Raw genomic sequence first — 19,863 nt, forward strand, 5'->3', positions numbered from 1 at the left:
GCAACTGCATCTGCAGCACCTACTTCATGGAAATGTACCTTATCAAGGGTTGTGCCGTGAACCTTAGCTTCAGCCTCTGCAAGAGTTTTAAATACTTTTTTAGAAAATTTAATGACATTTTCATTAATTTTTTCATAATCAATTTTTTCAAGTCTTTCAAGCAGTGCCCTGTATCCAATTGCCCCTTCATCACAGGATTTAACATTTGCATATGATGCCAGAATGCCTGATTTTTTAACCTTATTTATTTTTACACTTATATCTCCAAAATAGGAGGCATAATACTCCATTATATCAACAGCGCCTTCTTTGTTTGCTCCAATATCTAAAAGTGCCCCTAAAACCATGTTTCCTGAAATTCCCGAGTTTTGTGGGTCTAAAATTACGGCCATTATATCACTGAATCTTTAAATCACTTTAAAATCCCTTTATTTATTAATTGTAAATCTTAGTTATATATTTATTTTGATACATCAGATTAAATTATATTTAAAAATTTAAATTTTCCTTTGACTTTTATTTCTTATGACTAATTAAACCATGTTTAACTTGCATTGTTGTTTTCAAATTGAAGATAAAAATAATAAAGTATTAATAATTTAAACATACATATTAAATTATAGAGTTTCTCAAATGATCAAACAAAAATAATTAAAGAAAATAATAATAAATACAGCTATATAAACGTTTTTACAGTGAATTTATGCCAATTGAATCTTTAAAAATCTAAATAGCAGTGAATTATATAATTCTTTTAAAAAAATTTAAGTTAGGAGGTGGTAAATTGAATAAATTTGTAATAGATATATTACTGGTTGAAGATAATCCTGCAGATGCACGGCTTGTAAAAGAGGCTTTTAAATATTCTAAAATGAAAACAAAAATTTATGTGGCTACTGACGGCTTCGAGGCCATGAATTTTCTAAAAAATAAAGGTAAACATGTTGAAGCTTCAAAACCAGATATAATTTTGTTAGATCTTAATTTACCGCGTAAAGACGGGCGTGAAGTCTTAAAAGAAATTAAAGAAAACAATACATTAAAATCAATACCTGTGGTGATTTTAACAACCTCCAGTGCTGAAGAAGACATTATAAACACATACAGGAATAATGCAAACTGCTATATCCAAAAACCTGTTGATTTAGACCACTTTATAAGCGTGATACAATCCATCCAGGATTTCTGGCTCAACAAAGTAGAATTACCCAGCCAAATATGAGCTTTAAATCTAAACTAATCTGGCCCTATTTTAAATTAAGAAATTTTTCAATTTCTAATTTTATTTGAATACATTGAACTAAATTAAAAAGCACCGAAGATGTAATATTTAGTTACCTTCCCCAATAATTATTCTACGTACAGGAACTTCCAGTATGGTATATTTTTCCCCTTTAAGTGCTTTCTGAACTGATTTTACTATTCTGTCAGCTATTTTTTCATCCACAACACTGCAAATAAGGATTGCATCATCTGCATGGTGTCTAATCATCTCTATGGCTGATTCTGGATCCTCCCTAATGGAAAACCCTTTCCAATCCTGTGGAGACATTCCTTTATATTCCAGAATGTAAAAACCAGTGCTTCCCGCATCAGTTAGAGCATTCATTGCTTTTCCTAAATTTTCGATCAAAACAAAGACAGTAATATGAACTTTCATATAATCAACCTCTTATAATACATATATTTAATTTCATATAGTATAATACTGATGATAAACTGAAAAACTCCATTCTAAATAAATGTTCATTTCTAATGGTGATATAATGGATTCAAATATCTGCATCAAAGACGTCTCATTTTCCAGGAAAGATAATTATATTATTATTCAAAGAGAAAAAGGACTATTATCAATAAGTAATTCAGATAATAATGGTTTTAGTAACATTAAAACAATAATAATGCATTCAATTTCTGAAAATCCAGATGAATATATAAACAAACTTCTTGAAAATGAAAATCTGCCTGTTCCTTCGGCTATCGCATTAACCAGTGCAGATATCAAACACCACACCATTGAAACGCTGGACTATGTCACAGCCATAATATCTGCCCATAATTCATGTCTTTACGGCGCTGGAGAAACATGTGCTAAAAATAAAGAAAGTAATGCAGGATCCATAAATATCATATTACTGATAAACAGAAATTTAAATTATAAAACACTGATGAAAGCATATTCAAAAGCTTTAGAAGCTAAAGTATCAGCATTATGGGATTTAGATGTAAGGAGCAGTTCATGGGATCTTGCTGCCGGAAACAGTAATGACACGTTGATAGCTGCCTGCACTGGTGTGAGTAATGAAGAACTTGATGATGATGAGCTCCAGTATTTAGTTGGAAAGTGCGTAAGACATGCTTTAGGAAGTGCAATGCTAAAAAGTGGGTTTTCAAAGAATATTCTTGATTTTATTGAGGGTATTGACATAAAAATAGATGATCTCGTAGATGCGGGAATGGAACTCTGTGTTGGAGTTGAAGAAAGTGAAGAGCTCCGGGATAAATTACGCATACAGATATTAAAATCTCTGGAAGATTTGAATGTTGTATCGTTTATAATTGCAGGGATAAGATTAGAAGAAGACTACATGAAACACAGAGTGGAAGGAGTTAACATAGATGATGATCCAGCTTACCTTTATTCAGACGAAATCCTTGGAATGTCTATAGCCAATCAAATTGCCGGAACAAAAGCCATATTCAATTTTAAAAGGTATGATGAGGAAAAACCCGGGATCATAAGCAAACTTGGCCCTGTACTTGATGATGTGTTTGCAGGGCTTGTTGCAGGGTGCATGTCCAAGATTTTTGGTGATTAACATGAGCGATAAGAAAGTACTCTACACTAAACCTGAAAAAAAACATTCTTCCAATTTAAAGGGCATACCCAAACCTGGAGGGATAGCAGGCCTCATATCATTTTCCACAGTCTTACCCATAAACATTCACACCACAATTGAGGAAATGGCAACTTTTACATGGCTTTGGCCAATGATTGGGGGATTGATTGGAATATTTGTAGGAGCTGTGGGCTTTTTAACTTTAAATGTGCTCCACTTACCCTCACTGCTTTCAGCAGCTTTAGTGTACAGTTTTGCCATCTGGTTTACAGGTTTCCATCACCTTGACGGGTTAATGGATATGGGTGACGGATTGATGGCTCAGGGAGACTATCAAAAAAAGATCTCTGTTATGAAAGACATGGCGGTAGGCACTGGCGGCATTTCCCTGTTTTTTATAATCGCAATAACCACCTTTTCAGCAATCAACGCCATTCCTGCAGTTTTAATATTCTGGGTGCTCCTGACTTCAGAAATATCTGCAAAAATGAGTCTTTTATCATGTGCAACCTTTTCCATGCCACTATCCAGTGGAACCGGCAGACATTTCATTAACGCTATGAACGTGCCTTTATTGGCTGTTTCTTTTGTTATAGCTGGAATTACAGGTTTTTTTGTTTTGAACCTTCCAGGAGTTTTAGGAATAACTGGAGCACTGGTTGGAGGCTATCTGGTGGCTGAAATAGCTAAAAAGAACTTTAAATATGCTACAGGAGATATATTAGGTGCTTCAAATGAAATAGGACGTGCAATATCACTTATTATGATAATTATCAGTTTAATGTATTTATAAATTTAATTTAAGGAATGATAAAGTGGAAATAAATGTATTACGGCTTGACCATAGACACAAAAGAGATGCAAGAATCACCACCCATGTTTGTTTAGCTGCAAGAGCATTCGGCGCTTCTAAAGCTATTATAAGCGGTGATGAAGACCAGAAGCTTATGCAAAACGTTAAAGATGTAGCTGAACGTTGGGGAGGCGATTTCAAAGTTGATCACAGGAAAAATTCAGATAATTTCATTGATGAATGGAAAAATAAGGGCGGAGAAGTTGTTCACCTTACAATGTACGGCCTGCCGGTTCAGGAAGTTATAAATGAAATCAGAAATTCATCAAAAGACAAACTTATTGTGGTAGGGGGTACAAGAGTTCCAACAAAAGTTTATAAACAGGCAGACTGGAATGTTTCTGTTACAACCCAACCCCACTCCGAGGTTTCATCCCTTGCCGTGTTTTTGCACATGTTATTTGAGGGAAAAGAGCTTGATCTTGAGTTTAAAGGCGGAAAAATGAAGGTTATGCCCATGACAGAGGGTAAACAGGTTATAATAAACAACAATCCTGATAATGAATAACCGGACCTATATCTGGGCTATTTTATATTACTATTTAAAAAAACAGAATCAAATTTTTATAAATAAAAATATAGAAAGTTAATTATGCTAAAGATAGTTAAACATGCACTTGTTCAGGAAAATCTCACTAAAATAAGAGATAAAAATATAGACCGCATTCATTTTAGATCAGGGATTATCGAAATTGGAAGATTACTCGGATATGAATTTGCAAATACTCTAAAAAAAGAATCTGTAACTGTCCAGACCCCTCTTGGCGCTGCAAAAGGAATTAAAATTAAAGATATGGAAAATATTATGGTGGTAAGCGTTTTAAGAGCTGCAATTCCATTGGTTGAAGGAATATCCAAAGTATTCAAAGAAGCAGAGTACGGAGTTATCGGCGCCTGGAGAAGCGAAGAACCTCCATTTGATGCAAAAATGGAATATATTAAACTTCCAGATTTAGAAAATAAGATTGTAATAGTTGCAGATCCAATGCTTGCAACAGGCGGTACAATGAATTCCATTTTAAATGAAATTAAAAAAAGAGGGAAACCTGAAAGGCTCGTGATTTTTAATATTGTTTCTGCAAAGCCTGGAATAGAGAAAATATTTAAAAATCATGGCGAAGTTGAAATTTATACCTGTTCAGTTGATGAAAAACTCAATGAAGACGGGTACATCATCCCTGGCCTTGGAGATGTTGGAGATATATGTTTTGGTAGGCCCTGTTTGTAATGCATCTGGTTTCGAAAACACTAAATCTCACTAACATGCCTCCGATGATCCATCTCACCTAAGTAAGTTGATGTTGCATCATCAAGACATGAAACCACAGCAGGAGTAGCACGGGTCCATGTGACATTGAACTTAGAAGCTGCTTGATCAGCCACCATATCATGACACTTAATCATCAAGAGAGATGCCAAAAAAGTACCATAGGCTGCTTTCATAGGCCCTGCTGAGTATAAAGGTTTCTTATCCAGCCAGTACCGCAAAATTTATTATCTGTAACTTTGGTTGTAACCAGAGCAAAGCTTCTAACACCCTCATATCCTGCTTATCTATACTCAAAAGTTGCATTAGGGTCATAGGGATCACCTAAACAATGTCTATAACCACCATTTCGATACAAAGCTGTGCTCATTCTCTGGATAAGATTACCACCAAATTTTAAATCCCAAAAACACTCGATTGAATATTTTCAGTTATAAATCGTAGAATTATGAAAGTTGCAAACGATAAGCTACCCAAGAAGATCAAAGCTCTTTGAGACATTTTATTATTCATCCTCCATCTCCTATTCATCCCCAGATCAAACCTTGTAATCCTCTCAATATAATCGGGTAATAAAGGGACAGTCTGACCCAATAAACCCACAATAATCATGGTTAAAGAAAGACATAACGGATGATTAAAATTCATTGAAGAAAATCCGCCAATCGTGAAATAACCACCAGCAAAAACCGAAAAAATGACAAAAATCCTGTAAATACTAAAATCAGGAACAATCTTCAACACCTTCTCAAAAGTATTCGGCCTTAAAATCATTATCAAAAGAGGATAGCATACTGCAACTAGGAAACCAAAAAGAGCAGGGATATTACGCATCATACCTCCAATAACTGGAGAAACAAAAACAAATAATAAGCCCATAACTATCAATCCCGTTAATAATTCCAACTGATAATCTAATTTAACACCCATTGACCTGAATTTATCTTTTAATTTTTCCCAATTCCATCCCCAAAACTTTGTTGAATAATATACTACTAACAAACACACACTGCAACTTCCCATTAATGCTAAAGCTTCTATCCAATCCTGATCCATATCATATCACCTTCGCAGTTACAATCTTACTGAATTTATAAAATATATAAATTATGCAGGAAGAGGAGGGGCTTGATCTTTAATAACTGAGATCCCTGTTGATTTTAAGTATTCCTCGGAAAATGTGAGAACCTGTTCTGTTTCAGTTCTTCCAAGCGCTCCCCTTACAATTCTCTGGTTTGAAGTCATTATTTCATACTTTCCAAATTTCATCGTAGTAGCTATTTTTGCAGGATTCAAGGTTCCTTTTATTGGTACATTGGATACTGCCAACTTTTTACCCATATTTTTGATTATAGGACCCGCCGCAGCTTTTGCTCCCGAAGCACCAACTCTGGCAAAAAGAAGAGAACATCCGAAATCCAGCCAATTATAAGGATTCTTATAACCCGGATTCGGACCAGATATATCATCTAACAAACCAGAACCCCCAGCACAAAGAAGTATCCCTCCTAATAATAAAGCCCATCCTACGGGTCCTGAGGCAACACATGCTCCAACTAGCAGTATTCCTCCAATTGTGCTTGCTGCAGTGTGTGGATCCTTTAAGCCATTAGCAAAATCATGCAATAAGTTACCAACAAATTTGCAAACACCCTCTGTACGCCAATCATGAAAACAGTAACCATTATCCTGAGATGTTGCTCCTTTATAAAAAGAACCATTCTCATCCACAATATTAAGCACCAGTCCAGTATTCAGGTCAATTATGATATAAAATTTTTCATTACCTTCTAACATAAGTGTTAATCTATTAGCCTCCTCATCAAGGACAAATAAGAAAGGTTCACCATTTAAAATTCCTGAAATTATACGAGATAATGTAGAGTTAACCTGCAAACCAGTTGAGCTTAAAACTCCATTTTCAATCTCAGATAACATCAACGAATTAACAAACCTGAAGAACATCACATTCTGAGAATCACCATTAATACTCATACCCATCGCAGGATCCTGACAATGCACATATGCTTTACCACCAGTTACACCAGCCATCACTACTGTTGGAGTAAACCTATTCCAAGTCACATTCAAACAGGAAGCCATTTCATCAGCTAACTTATCACTGAGCCATAGTGTGGTGAGTGCAGTCATGAAGGTTCCGTAAGCTGCCTTCAATCCACCAACAGGATAAGTAATATTTCTATTTAACCATTGTTGAACAATTTCATCTGTCACAATATTTTTAACAACAGCAAAACTTTGAACGCATTCGAAACCAGACCCCAGACTGGAGGCTGGTGCGTAATATGTACCGTAAGTTACTGTTTCTTTTCTTTCAACAGTATAATTATTCATTGAAAATTTAGTTGTTATATATTCTTTAGAAGGGCCTGCCCTAATAGAATTATAATTACCATTGACAAAAAGGGACTCATTGGTATTTGAAAATCTTAAATAATCATCAATGTCATCTCTAAAATACGTGTATGGAGCATGATCATAATCCGGTGTGCCATGGATACTTACTTGTATCAATTCCCATCTCTCTAGCTAATGCTGCCCTCAAATCATAATCATTATATTCTGGAAGTGCCATTGTAAATGAAATAACCGCCTTATTAACACCATTTAAGTTTAAATAAATACTTTCAGTCTCTGGAATTGACATTCCATTAATTCTTGTCTGATCAAAAATAGCACTAAATTGACTAACATCATCAGCAAAATAACCATGATAGGTAATTTCACTTGGCCAGCCCATAACATATCCCCAATTATAGAATAACATTGAACAATATAAACTTATACCCGGTGAATCAATTTCATCCAAACTATCAATAACTCTCATACTATCATTTTCAGGAATGAAATAAATCAAACCCCCAAACAAATTAGGTCTAGAACCGGTACCATTATAATCAAATTCTCCCATTTTAGGATAACTCCAATAGAAGGGGTACGATTGGTTATTCATTGTGATGGTAATCTCCCTATAAGGAAATATTGATGCAGTAGATGATCCCATTTTAACATGAACCCTATTAGGAATTTCTACAGTATAGTTGAAAGGAACAAGACTACCAATAATATATTGTTCAATATTAACAGGTCCTTGATTACCAGCCTTATCCACAGCCGTAAACTTCAACGCAGTAGTATTAGCAATGCTAATAGGACCAGTGTACTTTGTACTATAAGTCGTAGGATTACTACCATTTGTAGTGTAATAAATAACAGGATTTGAATCAAGATTATCAGTCGCTGTTAAAGTTACAACTTGTGTGGTACTATAATTTCCACCTGCAGGATTTGCAGTTACTATAGGTGCAGTTGTGTCAATAGTATAACTTACAGTCCGAGTTGCACCGATATTACCCGCCTTATCACGAGCATAAAATTTTAAGTTTGTTACGCCCTGATTAAGGTTTAAAGTTACAGTTTTAACTCGCCTATTCCATGTAGCGCCCTTATTAGTACTGTAATAAATTACTGGATTTGAATCAAAATTATCTGTTGCAGTTAAAGTTACAGACTTTGTCATATTATAAATTCCACCTGCAAGACTAGCAGTTACCTTTGGTGGTGTTGTGTCAATAGTAACACTATTTTGCACGGTTTGTTTATCTAATGTTGCTTTGACTGTTGCTGTTCCTGAAGTAGCTTTTCCACGGCTAAATGTTGCATTAGCTTTTCCATTGCGTGTGTAAACTGTGCCTGTTACAGTACCTACGTTTGTGGTGAAGTTAATTGGAATATTATCCGGAATATTTCCCTGGGAAGAAGTATTTCCACCCTGATTGCTGCGAGTTAAGTTTGCTGTAACTGTGGAATTGCCATTAGTACCAGCAGGACTAGCAGTTACGCTTAAAACCAGCCATGGATTGTAGTAAACAGTGCCGTTTGCATTCCAGATATCATAATATGATGGCCAGTTTGGTGAGCTAAGATAAGTTGGAGTGTTAGAACCCCACCAATTGTTTGTAGCATTTATAGTGCTATTACACTGGTTTACAAGCCCAAAAGAGCTACATCCAGTGATTCTATTGAAGTGGATGCTTGCTGATGAGTACTGTGGATTGATTCCATACAGTGTTTGCTATAATATTCCCAGTTATAATAACACCATTAGAATAACCTAAATAAACACCATACCAAGTATTATTTGTTATAGTATTATTTTGGATTCTATTGTTATTTGAACTTAAAAGCCCAACTCCTGCATAGCTATTAGTTATTATAGTATTATTTTGAATTGTATTATTATTTGAACCATTCAAATAAATTCCATTATAATTACCAGTTAAATTATTTCCAGTAATATTACAATTTGAAGTCATGTTCAACAGAATTCCATTTGAACTATCAGCTGAAGCACCCTTTATAGTGAACCCTTGTATTACAGTACCATTTCCAAGTGAATTAATCATAATAACTGGCTTCGAAGAATTCAACGCTTGCAAAGTCACATTACCGCCAGCTTTAGCCCGTAATGCAATTGTTTTATTTATAACCACATTCTCAGTGTAAGTATAATCAGAACCATTGTTATCATTCACAATAACCGTATCATTACAAGATGCATTGTTTATAACCGATTGAATACTACTACCTGGATTAACAGTCCAGTTAGCTGCCGACGCAGTGCCTATACTCAAAAAACATAAGATTAAAATCAAAAATATCGTCCATCTCAACTTAACCATAATATTCTCTCCAGCTATTTATTATGAATGAATCGTAACTTCTTATATTTATATTTTTCCATTTTAATTGAATTAATATAAAGTAAAATTGATAAATGGAAAAAATAACATCACAAAAAATAATCATAAAAATCTATTAACAAAAAATTAGGTATAGAATTCAATATTTTGTATTTAATAATCAATAGATCGTAAAGTGAATTTATATTTATTGTGCGGGGTGTAATATTTTATGATGAAAACCAAAAACACCTGATATAAGTTATCAAATATTAGGTATTAAATCCCATATCAATAAAAATTATAGAAAAAGAAAAACAAGTATAAGACTGAGTTTAATATCCAGAAATGGTTTTATTTCTGTATAACACATCGAATGTTTAATATATAGACTTCCCATGAGCTACCGCCACAATCCCTGGAATACCATCAACCTCAAGCTCAAAAATTGCCTCCATTCCTTCTTCAGCAAATGCTGCAACCTTTTTTGACTTAACCTTACTTGTAAGAAGTGCTGCTGCCGGCGGAGTCACTACAAAAATAGAATTTTCTTTTTGAAGCGCCCTAACTGTATCTTCGCTTAATGCTCCCTTTCCAATATGAATTTTAACTCCTGCCTTTGCAAGGTAGGGAATATTCTCCTGAATTTCTTCTTTATTACTTGTTGTAGGTGCTATTCCAGCACCACTCACTGCAGTGTGCATTAATGCAGACCCCTGAACATCAATGAGTTTTTCGCCGTTTTTAAGTGATTTAACAAGTTTTGGAAGAGCAGCATCTCTTCCAGTATATATCCTTCCGCTTATTTCAATCCTGTCTCCAACTTGAAGATCTGCAATTACATCATCAGTTACTGGTATTTTAATTAGTTTCATGTTAATCATCTACTTTATCTCAATTTACGCCTGTTCCTCTCCTATTTTGATAAATTCTCTGCAGTATGTTTTGTATAAATCTCATACAGGTCTTTCAGGAATTCTTCCACATGTTCCTCTTTAATATGAGGCATGACCACGATTCTTATGGCTCTTGGATATGCAGATATTGAAACCATCCATCCTTTCTTTTCAAGTTCACTGGCGATCTTTTCAATTTTTATTTCATCAGATTTAAATGCAACAATATTTAATTCGGGTTTTCTTATCAATTTAAATCCTGATTCTTCAATACCTTCTGCAAGAAGTTCAGTTACTTTCATACATTTTTTTGAAACCTCTGCATAACCCTCTTTTCCAAAATATTTCATAAGGGCCCATGCTGCAGCAGCTGATGCACCAGTTCTTGTGCCAACAACAGTAGACTGTTCTTTTTCTGTTAAATATGGTGTTTCAGTACTTATACTTTGAAGATAAGTTTTATCCCTAAATAGAATGCAACCAGTAGGAATTGGTGCTAAACCCATCTTATGAGGGTCTATTGTGATAGATGAAACTCCAGAAAGTGAAAAATCAAATTTAGGTAAATCATAACCAGCATAATTTAAAAATGGAATTGAAAATCCTCCAAATGCAGCATCAATGTGAAGATAAATATTTTTCCAAAGACAAAGATTTGAAAGCTCTTCAACTGGATCAATAACTCCCAGTTCTGTTGTTCCAGCTATGCCAACAACTGCAACAGTATCTGGAGATATTAACTCTTTAACAGACTCTATATCAACACGATAGTTTTTATCGAGTTCTGCTTCTCTTATTTTTAAGCAAAGCATGTCTGCTGCTTTTTTAAAGGAAAAATGTGCAGATTTAGGAATTATTATCTCCGGATTTTCAACACTGCTTGAGTTCCTGGCAGCCCACATGGCCATTATGTTAGCTTCAGTCCCTCCAGTTATTATATGTCCACAGACGTCTTTTTTACCAAGAAGACTTCCAAGCATTTCTATAACTTCTTTTTCAATTTGTCTGGCACCTTTAAAAAGACCAGGATCACCTACATTAGATTCCAGGAACATGTAATATGCTTCCAGGCCGACCTCATGGGGACCTGTACACATTGAGCCAAGTATTCGGCCTGATTTGTAGGTCATATCCATTTTTTTAAAGCTTTTGAGTTTTTCTGATATTTCCTGCCTATTCATTCCTTTTCTATCCATTTTAATTACCTGAAAAATAATTAAACAGTGATTTAAAAACAAACTCCCTCAGGGGCTCTCACAAATTTTTGAAACACAAATTGAAACTTGAAAAAAATGTTTTACATTTTTCAGCACCCTTGCAAAAACCAAATATTTTTAAAGTCTTTTAAAATCCGATTGGAGCGTGCAAAAAACTCCGTTTTTCTACCAGATATTTTTAAATACTTCGTTTTTGGGCGAATAATTTAAAAAAAATAAAAATAGGTTTTTATTCCTGTAAGCGTTTTCTTGCAGCTTTTAAGACAAGCTTCTTTTCAACTCTGGCCACAACCTCTCTTACAGTTGCAACTGCATCAGTATTTGCAGATACTGACTCAATTCCTGCCTCAACAAGCTTTTCAACTATGTCTGGCATGCTTCCTGCCTGTCCGCAGATACTGGTTTTAACTCCTGCCTTATTACATGCATTTATAACATGAACCAGTAATTTCAATATTGCCGGGTGTTTTTCAGTGTAAATATCAGCAACATTTTCATTGTTTCTGTCAATTGCAAGTGTATACTGGGTTAAATCATTTGTTCCAAAGCTTACAAAGTCCACCCCTTCAGCAATGAAGTCCTCAATAGTAAGAGCTGCTGCAGGTGTTTCCACCATGATACCAAACTCAATTGTTTTTCCTGGTTTTAAGCCCACTTCTTCTGCTATTTGCTTGGCTTTTCTGAGTTCATCAGGGTGCTGTACCAGTGGGATCATTATTCCAATGTTAGTATATCCCTGCTCATGGAGTTTTTTAATGGCTTTAAATTCAGCTTTCAGGATTTCAGGTTCGTCTAATTCTCTTCTGATACCTCTCCATCCAAGCATTGGGTTGTGTTCGTACGGCTCGTCTTCTCCCCCATCAAGAGACTTGAATTCGTCTGTTGGAGCATCAAGAGTTCTGTACCACACTGGTTTGGGATAGAATTCATCTACAACTTTAAGGATGTTTTCAACAAGAATTTTTATAAGTTCATCCTCATTTCCGTCCATTATAAACTTTTTAGGGTGAACTCCAGAGGTTAACATCATGTGTTCAGTTCTAAGAAGGCCTACACCATCTGCTCCTGTTGCAGCGGCTTTTTTAGCTGCTTCAGGCATGCTCACATTTACTTTAACTTCTGTAACTGTAATAATGGGTGCATGTGCCATCACAGCTGGCTGTTCTTCTCTAATTTCCTTTTTTACTGATTCTACAAGTTTTCCTTTGTAAACTGTTCCCTTGTCTCCATCGAGGGTTATAATTTCGTTTTCTTCAAGAACCCTTGTCGCATCACCAGTTCCTACAACACAGGGTATTCCAAGCTCTCTTGAAACAATTGCAGCATGACAGGTTACTCCACCTTCATCAGTAATGATTCCATTCGCCCTTTTCATTGCAGGGACCATGTCCGGTGTGGTCATAACTGTAACCAGTATGTCTCCTTCTTCGATTTTATCAAGTTCATCAGTACTGCTAATGATTTTAACTGCACCTGAAGCCATTCCCGGGCTTGCACCAAGTCCCTTTGTAACTATGGTTCTTTCTTCAGTAACTTCTTCAGTCTTTGTCTCATTACCCATATTAAGTGTTGTTACGGGCCTTGACTGTAACATAAAGATTTTTCCATTATTTATTGCCCATTCAGTGTCCTGCGGAGATCCATAGTGTTCATGAATTCTCTTACCCATATTTGTAAGTGCTGTGATTTCAGGGGTGCTTAAAACCCTTTTATTTTTCAGATCATCTGGAACTTCCATTTTTACAGTTCTTCCAGTATCTGGATCTTTTGTAAACATTATACTTTTTTCGCTGATAACAGATTCAAGGATTGCACCGGTTTTTGTGTCTACCCAGTAAGTATCGGGTGTGACAGTGCCTGATACCACTGCTTCACCTAACCCCCATGACGCTTCAATTAATGTGTTTTCCTCACCAGTGGAAGGGTGTACTGTAAACAACACGCCTGCTTTTTTGGCATCTACCATTTCCTGAACAACGACAGCAATATAAACTTTGGAATGATCAAAATTATGTTCTTCCCTGTAAAAAATAGCTCTGGACTCAAATAATGATGCCCAGCACTTTTGTACATGTTCTAAAACATTTTCTGTACCTTTAATATTTAAAAATGTTTCTTGTTGCCCTGCAAATGATGCTTCAGGAAGGTCTTCTGCTGTTGCAGATGATCTAACTGCAACAAATGCATCTTCTTTTCCAACGCGCTCACATAATGCATTGTAAGCCTCTACAATGATTGTCCTTATATCATCAGGCATGTAAGAATCTATTATTATTTTTTTTATTCTTGCTGATGCTTCCTGAAGCTCTTTATTGTTGTTAACATCTGTAGCATCAAGAATGCCCATTATTTCATCAAAGATACCTGTTTCTTCTATAAATTTATTGTAGGTTGCTGCTGTAATTACAAATCCGGGAGGCACAGGGATCCCTGCATTTGTTAGCTCCCCCAGATTTGCCCCTTTTCCACCGGCAATTGGTACATCTTCCTTTTTAAGCTCTTCAAAAAACTCCACATAGTTCATGCTGAACACCCTTTTATTTTATTAATTCTTCACCTTTTTCCACGACAATCCTACAGGGCACGGGGAACTTCATTGCAGCTCTTCTTAAAGCTTCTTTCGCGTCTTTGAAGTTCCTCTTATTTGTGTCTATAGTTAAAATCTTCTGGTCTGCTTTTGTTAATGCTACAGAGCTTACAGGTTTCCCAAATGCCTTTCTCATCCCGTCCTGTACTCTGTCTGCACCAGCACCAGTTGCCATGGGGTTTTCTCTTACAATATGGTGAGGGTAAACTCTTATTTTAAGATGGTAACCCATCCTACCGGCCCTTCGCTGCATGTATCTGTTCGAGGCAATCCTTGCCGCCTCCAGTGAGTTATGTGATAACTGCGCTGGCTTTTTTAAGGCAAGACTTACTCTTAAAGGGAAATCTGCTGAAAGATTTCCCATATCATATTGAACTATTCTTGAACCTGGAATTTTTCTGATATATTCTTTTCTTGTATATGCTCTCATTAATAATCCTCCTCTATAAACTTTCTTGTCTATAAGTTAATAAATGCTTCCTTCTATATATACACATAATCACAATTTAATATAGAAATAGTATACTACCATTTCTCTATGTCAACTCTAAACAGGTGAAAATCATGAAAATCGCAATAACTGGAAAAGGAGGAGTCGGTAAAACAACCCTTTCTGGTACATTAGCATGTATATTGTCGAAGCGTTATAAAGTATTCGCTATTGATGCAGACCCGGACATGAACCTTGCATCAAGCCTGGGTATAACCGGACCAATCACCCCCATATCAAAGATGAAAGACTTGATAAAGGAAAGAACCGGTGCAGAATCGGGAGCAGCCTTTGGAGGAGTTTTTAAAGTGAATCCTAAGATAAGTGATCTGCCTGAATCTCTATCCATAAATTATGATGAAACAGGTAATTTAAAAATCCTTGTAATGGGTACCATTGATAAGGGTGGTGAAGGATGCATTTGTCCTGCTTCTGTGCTTCTTAAAGCACTTATGCGTAACTTAATCCTTAAAAAAGACGAAGTTGTTATTTTAGATATGGAAGCAGGAGTAGAGCATCTTGGAAGGAAAACCGCAGAGGCTGTTGATTTAATGATCATAGTGGTTGAACCTGGACTTAAATCTCTTGAAACCGCAGAGCGAATTAAAAGACTGGCATCAGACATTGGAATATCCCGAATTGCATGTGTGATAAATAAAGTTTCAGGTGAAACTGAAGAAAATTTCGTGACTTCAAAACTTAAAGAAATGGGTCTTGAAGTTATTGGGAGCATTCCACGGGATGAAACAGTGATTGTGGCCGATATGGAAGGAAAACCTCTTGTTGATTATCCAGATTCTGTGGCATTTAAATCAATTGAAAAAATTGCACAAAAAATTTTAAGATGAACATGGAAATTGAATCAAAAATTACATTTGTTTATGGGACAGAAGAAGAAGCTCGAATTGCTCTAAATTCACTTAAGCCAGATAATATGGATTTTGTAAAGGCTTATGTTGAAAATAATAGCCTTATCTGTGATTTAAAGTTGAATACACTTAGAACAATGCTTGCAACAATAGATGACATTATATTTTGTGAAATGATGGCTGAGGAGATCATGGATTTTGCAGTTAATAAGAATGATTTTTATTTAAAGAAGGTGAAAAAATGAAATTCACTCTTAAAGGAGAAATTACTTTCAGTAAAGATGCCAGTAAGGCAGAAAAAGATATTAAAAAGTTTATAGGTGAAGCAAATAAGGAAATATTTCTAAAGGGAGTTCCAGAAGACCAGAAGCAGGATGCATCAAAAATAGTTGACTGGAATTTAAAAGGAGACATCCTTGAAATTGAAATAAAATCAGGGAGACGTGGAAGAGCCCACGATGCGATTTTAAGAATAAAAAAACCACTTACTCAGCTTTTAGGTAAAAAATACCGCCTGGGTGTGCGGAAAATAAGCGCCATAAAATATGAAATCATAATACCCCTCAAAAAAGCGCCTGAAGTAGATGAAGCCACAGGAATAATTAAGGTAGGAGAAATAGATTTAGGGGCTACAGTTGTTGATAAAATAATGGATATGCCTTATGTTTTAGATTCTTCCATTGTGGAAAATAAACTAATAATAAAATTTGAAGAGTTAGATGAATCAGAACTTAGAAAACATGTTGTTGATAGGGTTTTAAAAGTTATAAAAGAATCAATGTCAGAACCAGGGGAAGAGCCAACTCTTGAAGAAGTTACTCAACCATCAGACATCCTTACAAGGCAGGTTACCAAGATAGAACCAGGTACTGTAATATACAGTAGCCAGAAACAGAAATTTTTCTTTGAAGGTGACCCCACAGAAGAAGCAGCAAAACTTGGATGGGTTAAAAAATTCTCTGGAAGAGGGCAGTGGTTTTATGCACCTCCACTTGTAGCACTGCAGCGTGCAATAGAAGAAATAGTGTTAGAAAAGCTTGTTTACAGTATGGATTTTGAAGAATGTCTTTTCCCAAAACTCATCCCCATTCCGTTAATGGACAGGATGAAATACCTGGAAGGGCTTCCTGAAGGGATGTATTACTGCTCTGCACCACGAAGGGACCCTGAAATATTTAATAAATTCCGTGATGAGCTTGTAATTAAACGTGAAGTCCCAATTGACCTTTTAAAGGAAGGTTTAAAGGACCCTTCCTATGTACTGGCGCCAGCACAGTGCGAACCGTTTTATGAATTTTTAAGTCACCAGGTGGTTGATGAAAAAGACCTTCCCATAAAATTCTTTGATAGAAGTGGTTGGACATACCGTTGGGAAGCTGGAGGAGCAAAAGGACTGGACAGGGTCCATGAATTCCAGCGAATAGAACTTGTATGGCTTGGAACACCAAAACAGACTGAAAAATTAAGAGATCAGACCATTGATATCTCCCATAAAATTGCTGATTGGCTGGAACTTGAATGGTATACTGAAGTTGGTGATGACCCTTTTTATCTTGAAGGTAGAAAAGTTGAAGATAGAGGAATTGAGTTTCCAGACATTCCTAAAAAGGAAATGAGACTTGTAGTACCTGGAGAAAAGAAAGGTGTTGCTATAGTTTCTGCAAATATTCATGGAACCCATTTTGTAGAGGGTTTTTCTGTAAAAGAGACTCATAACCACAGAATATGGACAGGATGCACCGGTGTTGGTATAACCCGTTTGGTTTTTGGATTCCTTGCACAGAAGGGTTTTAACCAGGATAACTGGCCAGAAGATGTTAAAGAAAGATTTAAGAGTGTTAAAGTGCCAAAATTACTTACATGGCCTTAAATTCCTATTTTTAATTTAATTATTCCCTGCAGCTTTTTTTGTTTCTTTCTCCTCATTATATCCTGGTCAAAGATCTGATCGATATTTGAAAAAATTTTAAACCATACAGCCCAGAGGATAGTAAATGTTATCATTTTAATCCTAATCCTTATATTACAATTAATACATATCTAATAGTCATGGAAATAGAAAATATAGAAAAAGCCATTGAAATTCTACAGAAATCAGAAGAATTTGCTGAATTTATTCCAGAAGTAAGGAGTAATATTGTAATGGCAAGAGAACACGCAGTGGATGTAACAGATGTAGCAGGGATTCCTGGAAGAATTACAACTGTTCACGGCAAAGCAAAAGCATTTATGAAGCCTGAATTTGGGGCATCATCACACATGGCCCGTCTGGTTTTAAGCATAATGAAACACGACCCTTCAAAGAGAAGCGCCATGAATCTCATCTATAACAGTAAAATAATAGAAATCTGCAGAAAATTAGGTCTTAAAATCTCATTTTATGATAGAAAAGACGAACCAGAAACTGTTCAGGAAGTTGAAGGAGGTACCATCCCCTGGGGGGTCGAAACTGCTATTAAAAAACTTGGAAATGTTCCAGATGTTATATATCACAGAGGGGCCTGGGGAAAGGAACCTTCCATTTCATTAATTGGTGAAACCGCTGTTGATGTTGCAAAAATGACGGTGTGTATTGCAAAACTTTATAACAGTATGGAAGGATATAACGTAATATTTACGCCGCCCTCTAAAAAAGTAAGTTATTCAAGACCTGAAGTGTCATGTGTATTCTGTGAAATGGCGAAAGGTGGTGGAGACGTTTCAAGAAATGTTCTGCACAATGATGGAAATACAATGGTGATATTAAATATTTCTCCCTTTAATAGGGGGCATATTTTAGCTGTTCCAGTAAAACATTACACTGTTTTTGAAGATATAGATACAGAAACTCTTAATAACTTATTTAAAACTGTTCAAAAAGCTACAAAGCTCATAAAAGAAGTTATAAAACCTGATGGGATAAATATAGGGATAAATCTTGGAGAAGTTGCAGGACAGCGCATATCTCATATCCATGTACACCTTGTACCCAGATTTAAGTTTGAATCCGGATTTATGGGAACGACAGCAAATACTCGAATTATTAGAGAAAATTTAGATAAAACTAAATCTAAATACATGGATAAAATTGAAATTCTAAATTAAAAACGCTCACCTAAAATTTTGGGGGAAAATAATGAAATATAAGATGTATAAAGAAATTTTAGAACAGCCCAAAGCGTTGAAATATACTTTAAAGGAAGAAAAATCTCACATGAGGGAAATTGCAGAGAAATTTGAAGAGTTTGAAAAAATTTATCTTTTAGGCTGCGGCAGTTCACTTTCAACATGTTATTCTGCCAAAAGCGCCATTGATTTTATTTCTGATAGAAATTTAGAAGTTTACACTGGTTACGAGTTTTTCTACAACAAAAAACTTGTATATGATAATGCTGGAGCTATTTTAACATCCCAATCTGGAGAAACAGCAGATACGGTTGCTGCCCTAAAGTATGCCCGGGAAAAAAATGTTTACACAGTAGCAATTACCAACGAAGGGCAATCTACAATGGTTCATGAAGCTGCTGATGCAGTTGTTACAAGAGGAGGATTAGAAAGCGCTATTCTTGGAACCAAAACTTATATGACTCAGCTTATGAGTCTTTATACTATTTTGTTCAATATACAAGGCCCCGAAGATGAAGGTCACACTAAAAACATTAAAAAAGAAGTTTTAAGTGATATAGAAAGACTTCCAGTAATTACAGAAGGGTTAATTAAAAAAACCGAAAATGAAAACAGAGAACTTGCAGAAAAATTCAAGGATTATGACATATTTTACTGCATGGGAAGCGGGCCAAATTATGGGCTTGCCTACAAGCTGGCCATGACCATGTTCATGGAAGGCGCTTTAAAACATTCCTGTCCACTGTATTCAGGTGAATTCAGGCACGGTTTAATTGAAAGGGCAGAAAAAGATGTTCCCATAGTATTTTTAGATGCAGATTATCCTGGAGATGAAATTACCAAAAAATCCATTGAATTTGGGGAAAAAATAGGTGTTAAATCAATTATTTATAACATGAAGGATTATTCTGATATGAATAATTTAATGTCTCCTTTTGCACTTGTTGTTCCACTTGAATGGTTTATTTATTATCTTGCACACTTTAATGGCGAAGATCCAGGTGCTACAAGACATATTGGAAAGGTAAGGTATTAA

21 protein-coding genes are annotated in these 19,863 nt (G+C 35.6%); 10 read left to right on the forward strand and 11 right to left on the reverse strand.

The window, feature by feature from the left end; all coding sequences use genetic code 11:
* Positions 1-392 (reverse strand): pyridinium-3,5-bisthiocarboxylic acid mononucleotide nickel chelatase (gene larC, locus PQ963_00005; protein MEN4028053.1); only part of this gene is annotated, 392 nt, incomplete at its 3' end.
* 392 nt (positions 393-784) lie between these two features.
* On the opposite strand from larC, the gene PQ963_00010 reads away from it, so the two are divergent.
* Positions 785-1,222 carry a response regulator gene (locus PQ963_00010; GenBank protein ID MEN4028054.1) on the forward strand — a complete coding sequence of 146 codons (438 nt, stop codon included), beginning with the start codon at positions 785-787 and terminating at the stop codon, positions 1,220-1,222.
* Between the two features lie 108 nt (positions 1,223-1,330).
* Here the strand turns inward: PQ963_00010 and PQ963_00015 are convergent, their stop codons facing one another.
* Positions 1,331-1,660: an MJ1244 family protein gene (locus PQ963_00015; protein ID MEN4028055.1), complete on the reverse strand. Its 330-nt coding sequence runs from the start codon at positions 1,658-1,660 to the stop codon at positions 1,331-1,333.
* A 106-nt stretch (positions 1,661-1,766) separates the two neighbouring features.
* Between PQ963_00015 and PQ963_00020 the strand changes: the two genes are divergently transcribed.
* The 4 genes from PQ963_00020 (at position 1,767) to upp (ending at position 4,921) form a co-directional block, all read left to right on the forward strand.
* Positions 1,767-2,819, forward strand: coding sequence for a phosphatidylglycerophosphatase A (locus PQ963_00020; protein ID MEN4028056.1), 1,053 nt, complete (start codon positions 1,767-1,769; stop codon positions 2,817-2,819).
* 1 nt (position 2,820) lies between these two features.
* Positions 2,821-3,633 (forward strand): adenosylcobinamide-GDP ribazoletransferase, encoded by an 813-nt coding sequence (gene cobS / locus PQ963_00025; GenBank protein ID MEN4028057.1) that lies wholly within the window; start codon positions 2,821-2,823, stop codon positions 3,631-3,633.
* Between the two features lie 22 nt (positions 3,634-3,655).
* Positions 3,656-4,201: a tRNA (cytidine(56)-2'-O)-methyltransferase gene (locus tag PQ963_00030; protein MEN4028058.1), complete on the forward strand. Its 546-nt coding sequence runs from the start codon at positions 3,656-3,658 to the stop codon at positions 4,199-4,201.
* An 84-nt stretch (positions 4,202-4,285) separates the two neighbouring features.
* On the forward strand, positions 4,286-4,921 hold the full coding sequence (gene upp / locus PQ963_00035) for a uracil phosphoribosyltransferase (GenBank protein MEN4028059.1): 636 nt from the start codon (positions 4,286-4,288) through the stop codon (positions 4,919-4,921).
* 20 nt (positions 4,922-4,941) lie between these two features.
* On the opposite strand, the gene PQ963_00040 is transcribed toward upp, so the two are convergent.
* From PQ963_00040 to rplJ, 9 genes are all read right to left on the reverse strand, one after another.
* Entirely contained in the window at positions 4,942-5,181 is a 240-nt protein-coding gene (locus PQ963_00040; protein ID MEN4028060.1) for a hypothetical protein, read from the reverse strand.
* A gap of 175 nt (positions 5,182-5,356) precedes the next feature.
* Positions 5,357-6,016, reverse strand: coding sequence for a hypothetical protein (locus PQ963_00045; GenBank protein ID MEN4028061.1), 660 nt, complete (start codon positions 6,014-6,016; stop codon positions 5,357-5,359).
* A 51-nt stretch (positions 6,017-6,067) separates the two neighbouring features.
* Positions 6,068-7,495 carry a hypothetical protein gene (locus PQ963_00050; protein ID MEN4028062.1) on the reverse strand — a complete coding sequence of 476 codons (1,428 nt, stop codon included), beginning with the start codon at positions 7,493-7,495 and terminating at the stop codon, positions 6,068-6,070.
* Positions 7,458-8,573 (reverse strand): chitobiase/beta-hexosaminidase C-terminal domain-containing protein, encoded by a 1,116-nt coding sequence (locus PQ963_00055; protein MEN4028063.1) that lies wholly within the window; start codon positions 8,571-8,573, stop codon positions 7,458-7,460. The genes PQ963_00050 and PQ963_00055 overlap by 38 nt, the downstream gene beginning before the upstream one ends.
* Before the next feature lie 427 nt (positions 8,574-9,000).
* Positions 9,001-9,663 carry a right-handed parallel beta-helix repeat-containing protein gene (locus tag PQ963_00060; protein MEN4028064.1) on the reverse strand — a complete coding sequence of 221 codons (663 nt, stop codon included), beginning with the start codon at positions 9,661-9,663 and terminating at the stop codon, positions 9,001-9,003.
* Positions 9,664-10,043: 380 nt separating this feature from the next.
* Positions 10,044-10,538, reverse strand: a complete 495-nt coding sequence (locus PQ963_00065; protein ID MEN4028065.1) for a fumarate hydratase C-terminal domain-containing protein — start codon at positions 10,536-10,538, stop codon at positions 10,044-10,046.
* Between the two features lie 41 nt (positions 10,539-10,579).
* On the reverse strand, positions 10,580-11,755 hold the full coding sequence (gene mfnA, locus PQ963_00070; GenBank protein ID MEN4028066.1) for a tyrosine decarboxylase MfnA: 1,176 nt from the start codon (positions 11,753-11,755) through the stop codon (positions 10,580-10,582).
* Between the two features lie 250 nt (positions 11,756-12,005).
* Positions 12,006-14,300 carry a phosphoenolpyruvate synthase gene (gene ppsA, locus PQ963_00075; GenBank protein ID MEN4028067.1) on the reverse strand — a complete coding sequence of 765 codons (2,295 nt, stop codon included), beginning with the start codon at positions 14,298-14,300 and terminating at the stop codon, positions 12,006-12,008.
* 13 nt (positions 14,301-14,313) lie between these two features.
* The gene (gene rplJ / locus PQ963_00080) at positions 14,314-14,826 is read right to left on the reverse strand and encodes a 50S ribosomal protein L16 (protein MEN4028068.1); all 513 of its coding nucleotides are present in this window, start codon (positions 14,824-14,826) and stop codon (positions 14,314-14,316) included.
* A 101-nt stretch (positions 14,827-14,927) separates the two neighbouring features.
* Here rplJ and PQ963_00085 point away from each other — a divergent pair, with 101 nt between their 5' ends.
* The 5 genes from PQ963_00085 (at position 14,928) to PQ963_00105 (ending at position 19,863) form a co-directional block, all read left to right on the forward strand.
* Positions 14,928-15,701: an AAA family ATPase gene (locus tag PQ963_00085; GenBank protein MEN4028069.1), complete on the forward strand. Its 774-nt coding sequence runs from the start codon at positions 14,928-14,930 to the stop codon at positions 15,699-15,701.
* A 2-nt stretch (positions 15,702-15,703) separates the two neighbouring features.
* Positions 15,704-15,967, forward strand: coding sequence for a KEOPS complex subunit Pcc1 (locus PQ963_00090; GenBank protein MEN4028070.1), 264 nt, complete (start codon positions 15,704-15,706; stop codon positions 15,965-15,967).
* Positions 15,964-17,592 (forward strand): serine--tRNA ligase, encoded by a 1,629-nt coding sequence (gene serS / locus PQ963_00095; GenBank protein MEN4028071.1) that lies wholly within the window; start codon positions 15,964-15,966, stop codon positions 17,590-17,592. The genes PQ963_00090 and serS overlap by 4 nt, the downstream gene beginning before the upstream one ends.
* Before the next feature lie 179 nt (positions 17,593-17,771).
* Entirely contained in the window at positions 17,772-18,806 is a 1,035-nt protein-coding gene (locus tag PQ963_00100) for a thiamine-phosphate synthase family protein (protein MEN4028072.1), read from the forward strand.
* Between the two features lie 31 nt (positions 18,807-18,837).
* Positions 18,838-19,863, forward strand: a complete 1,026-nt coding sequence (locus tag PQ963_00105) for an SIS domain-containing protein (protein MEN4028073.1) — start codon at positions 18,838-18,840, stop codon at positions 19,861-19,863.

Origin of the sequence: Methanobacterium sp. (genome assembly GCA_039666455.1) — an archaeon.
GTDB lineage: Archaea > Methanobacteriota > Methanobacteria > Methanobacteriales > Methanobacteriaceae > Methanobacterium_D.

Excerpts from the sequence above, each read along its gene's own strand:
- PQ963_00015 (MEN4028055.1), bottom strand. The coding sequence starts at position 1,660 with ATGAAAGTTCATATTACTGTCTTTGTTTTGATCGAAAATTTAGGAAAA.
- PQ963_00020 (MEN4028056.1), top strand. The coding sequence starts at position 1,767 with ATGGATTCAAATATCTGCATCAAAGACGTCTCATTTTCCAGGAAAGAT.
- cobS (MEN4028057.1), top strand. The coding sequence starts at position 2,821 with ATGAGCGATAAGAAAGTACTCTACACTAAACCTGAAAAAAAACATTCT.
- upp (MEN4028059.1), top strand. The coding sequence starts at position 4,286 with ATGCTAAAGATAGTTAAACATGCACTTGTTCAGGAAAATCTCACTAAA.
- PQ963_00045 (MEN4028061.1), bottom strand. The coding sequence starts at position 6,016 with ATGGATCAGGATTGGATAGAAGCTTTAGCATTAATGGGAAGTTGCAGT.
- PQ963_00060 (MEN4028064.1), bottom strand. The coding sequence starts at position 9,663 with ATGGTTAAGTTGAGATGGACGATATTTTTGATTTTAATCTTATGTTTT.
- PQ963_00065 (MEN4028065.1), bottom strand. The coding sequence starts at position 10,538 with ATGAAACTAATTAAAATACCAGTAACTGATGATGTAATTGCAGATCTT.
- mfnA (MEN4028066.1), bottom strand. The coding sequence starts at position 11,755 with ATGGATAGAAAAGGAATGAATAGGCAGGAAATATCAGAAAAACTCAAA.
- ppsA (MEN4028067.1), bottom strand. The coding sequence starts at position 14,300 with ATGAACTATGTGGAGTTTTTTGAAGAGCTTAAAAAGGAAGATGTACCA.
- PQ963_00085 (MEN4028069.1), top strand. The coding sequence starts at position 14,928 with ATGAAAATCGCAATAACTGGAAAAGGAGGAGTCGGTAAAACAACCCTT.
- PQ963_00090 (MEN4028070.1), top strand. The coding sequence starts at position 15,704 with ATGGAAATTGAATCAAAAATTACATTTGTTTATGGGACAGAAGAAGAA.
- serS (MEN4028071.1), top strand. The coding sequence starts at position 15,964 with ATGAAATTCACTCTTAAAGGAGAAATTACTTTCAGTAAAGATGCCAGT.
- PQ963_00100 (MEN4028072.1), top strand. The coding sequence starts at position 17,772 with ATGGAAATAGAAAATATAGAAAAAGCCATTGAAATTCTACAGAAATCA.
- PQ963_00105 (MEN4028073.1), top strand. The coding sequence starts at position 18,838 with ATGAAATATAAGATGTATAAAGAAATTTTAGAACAGCCCAAAGCGTTG.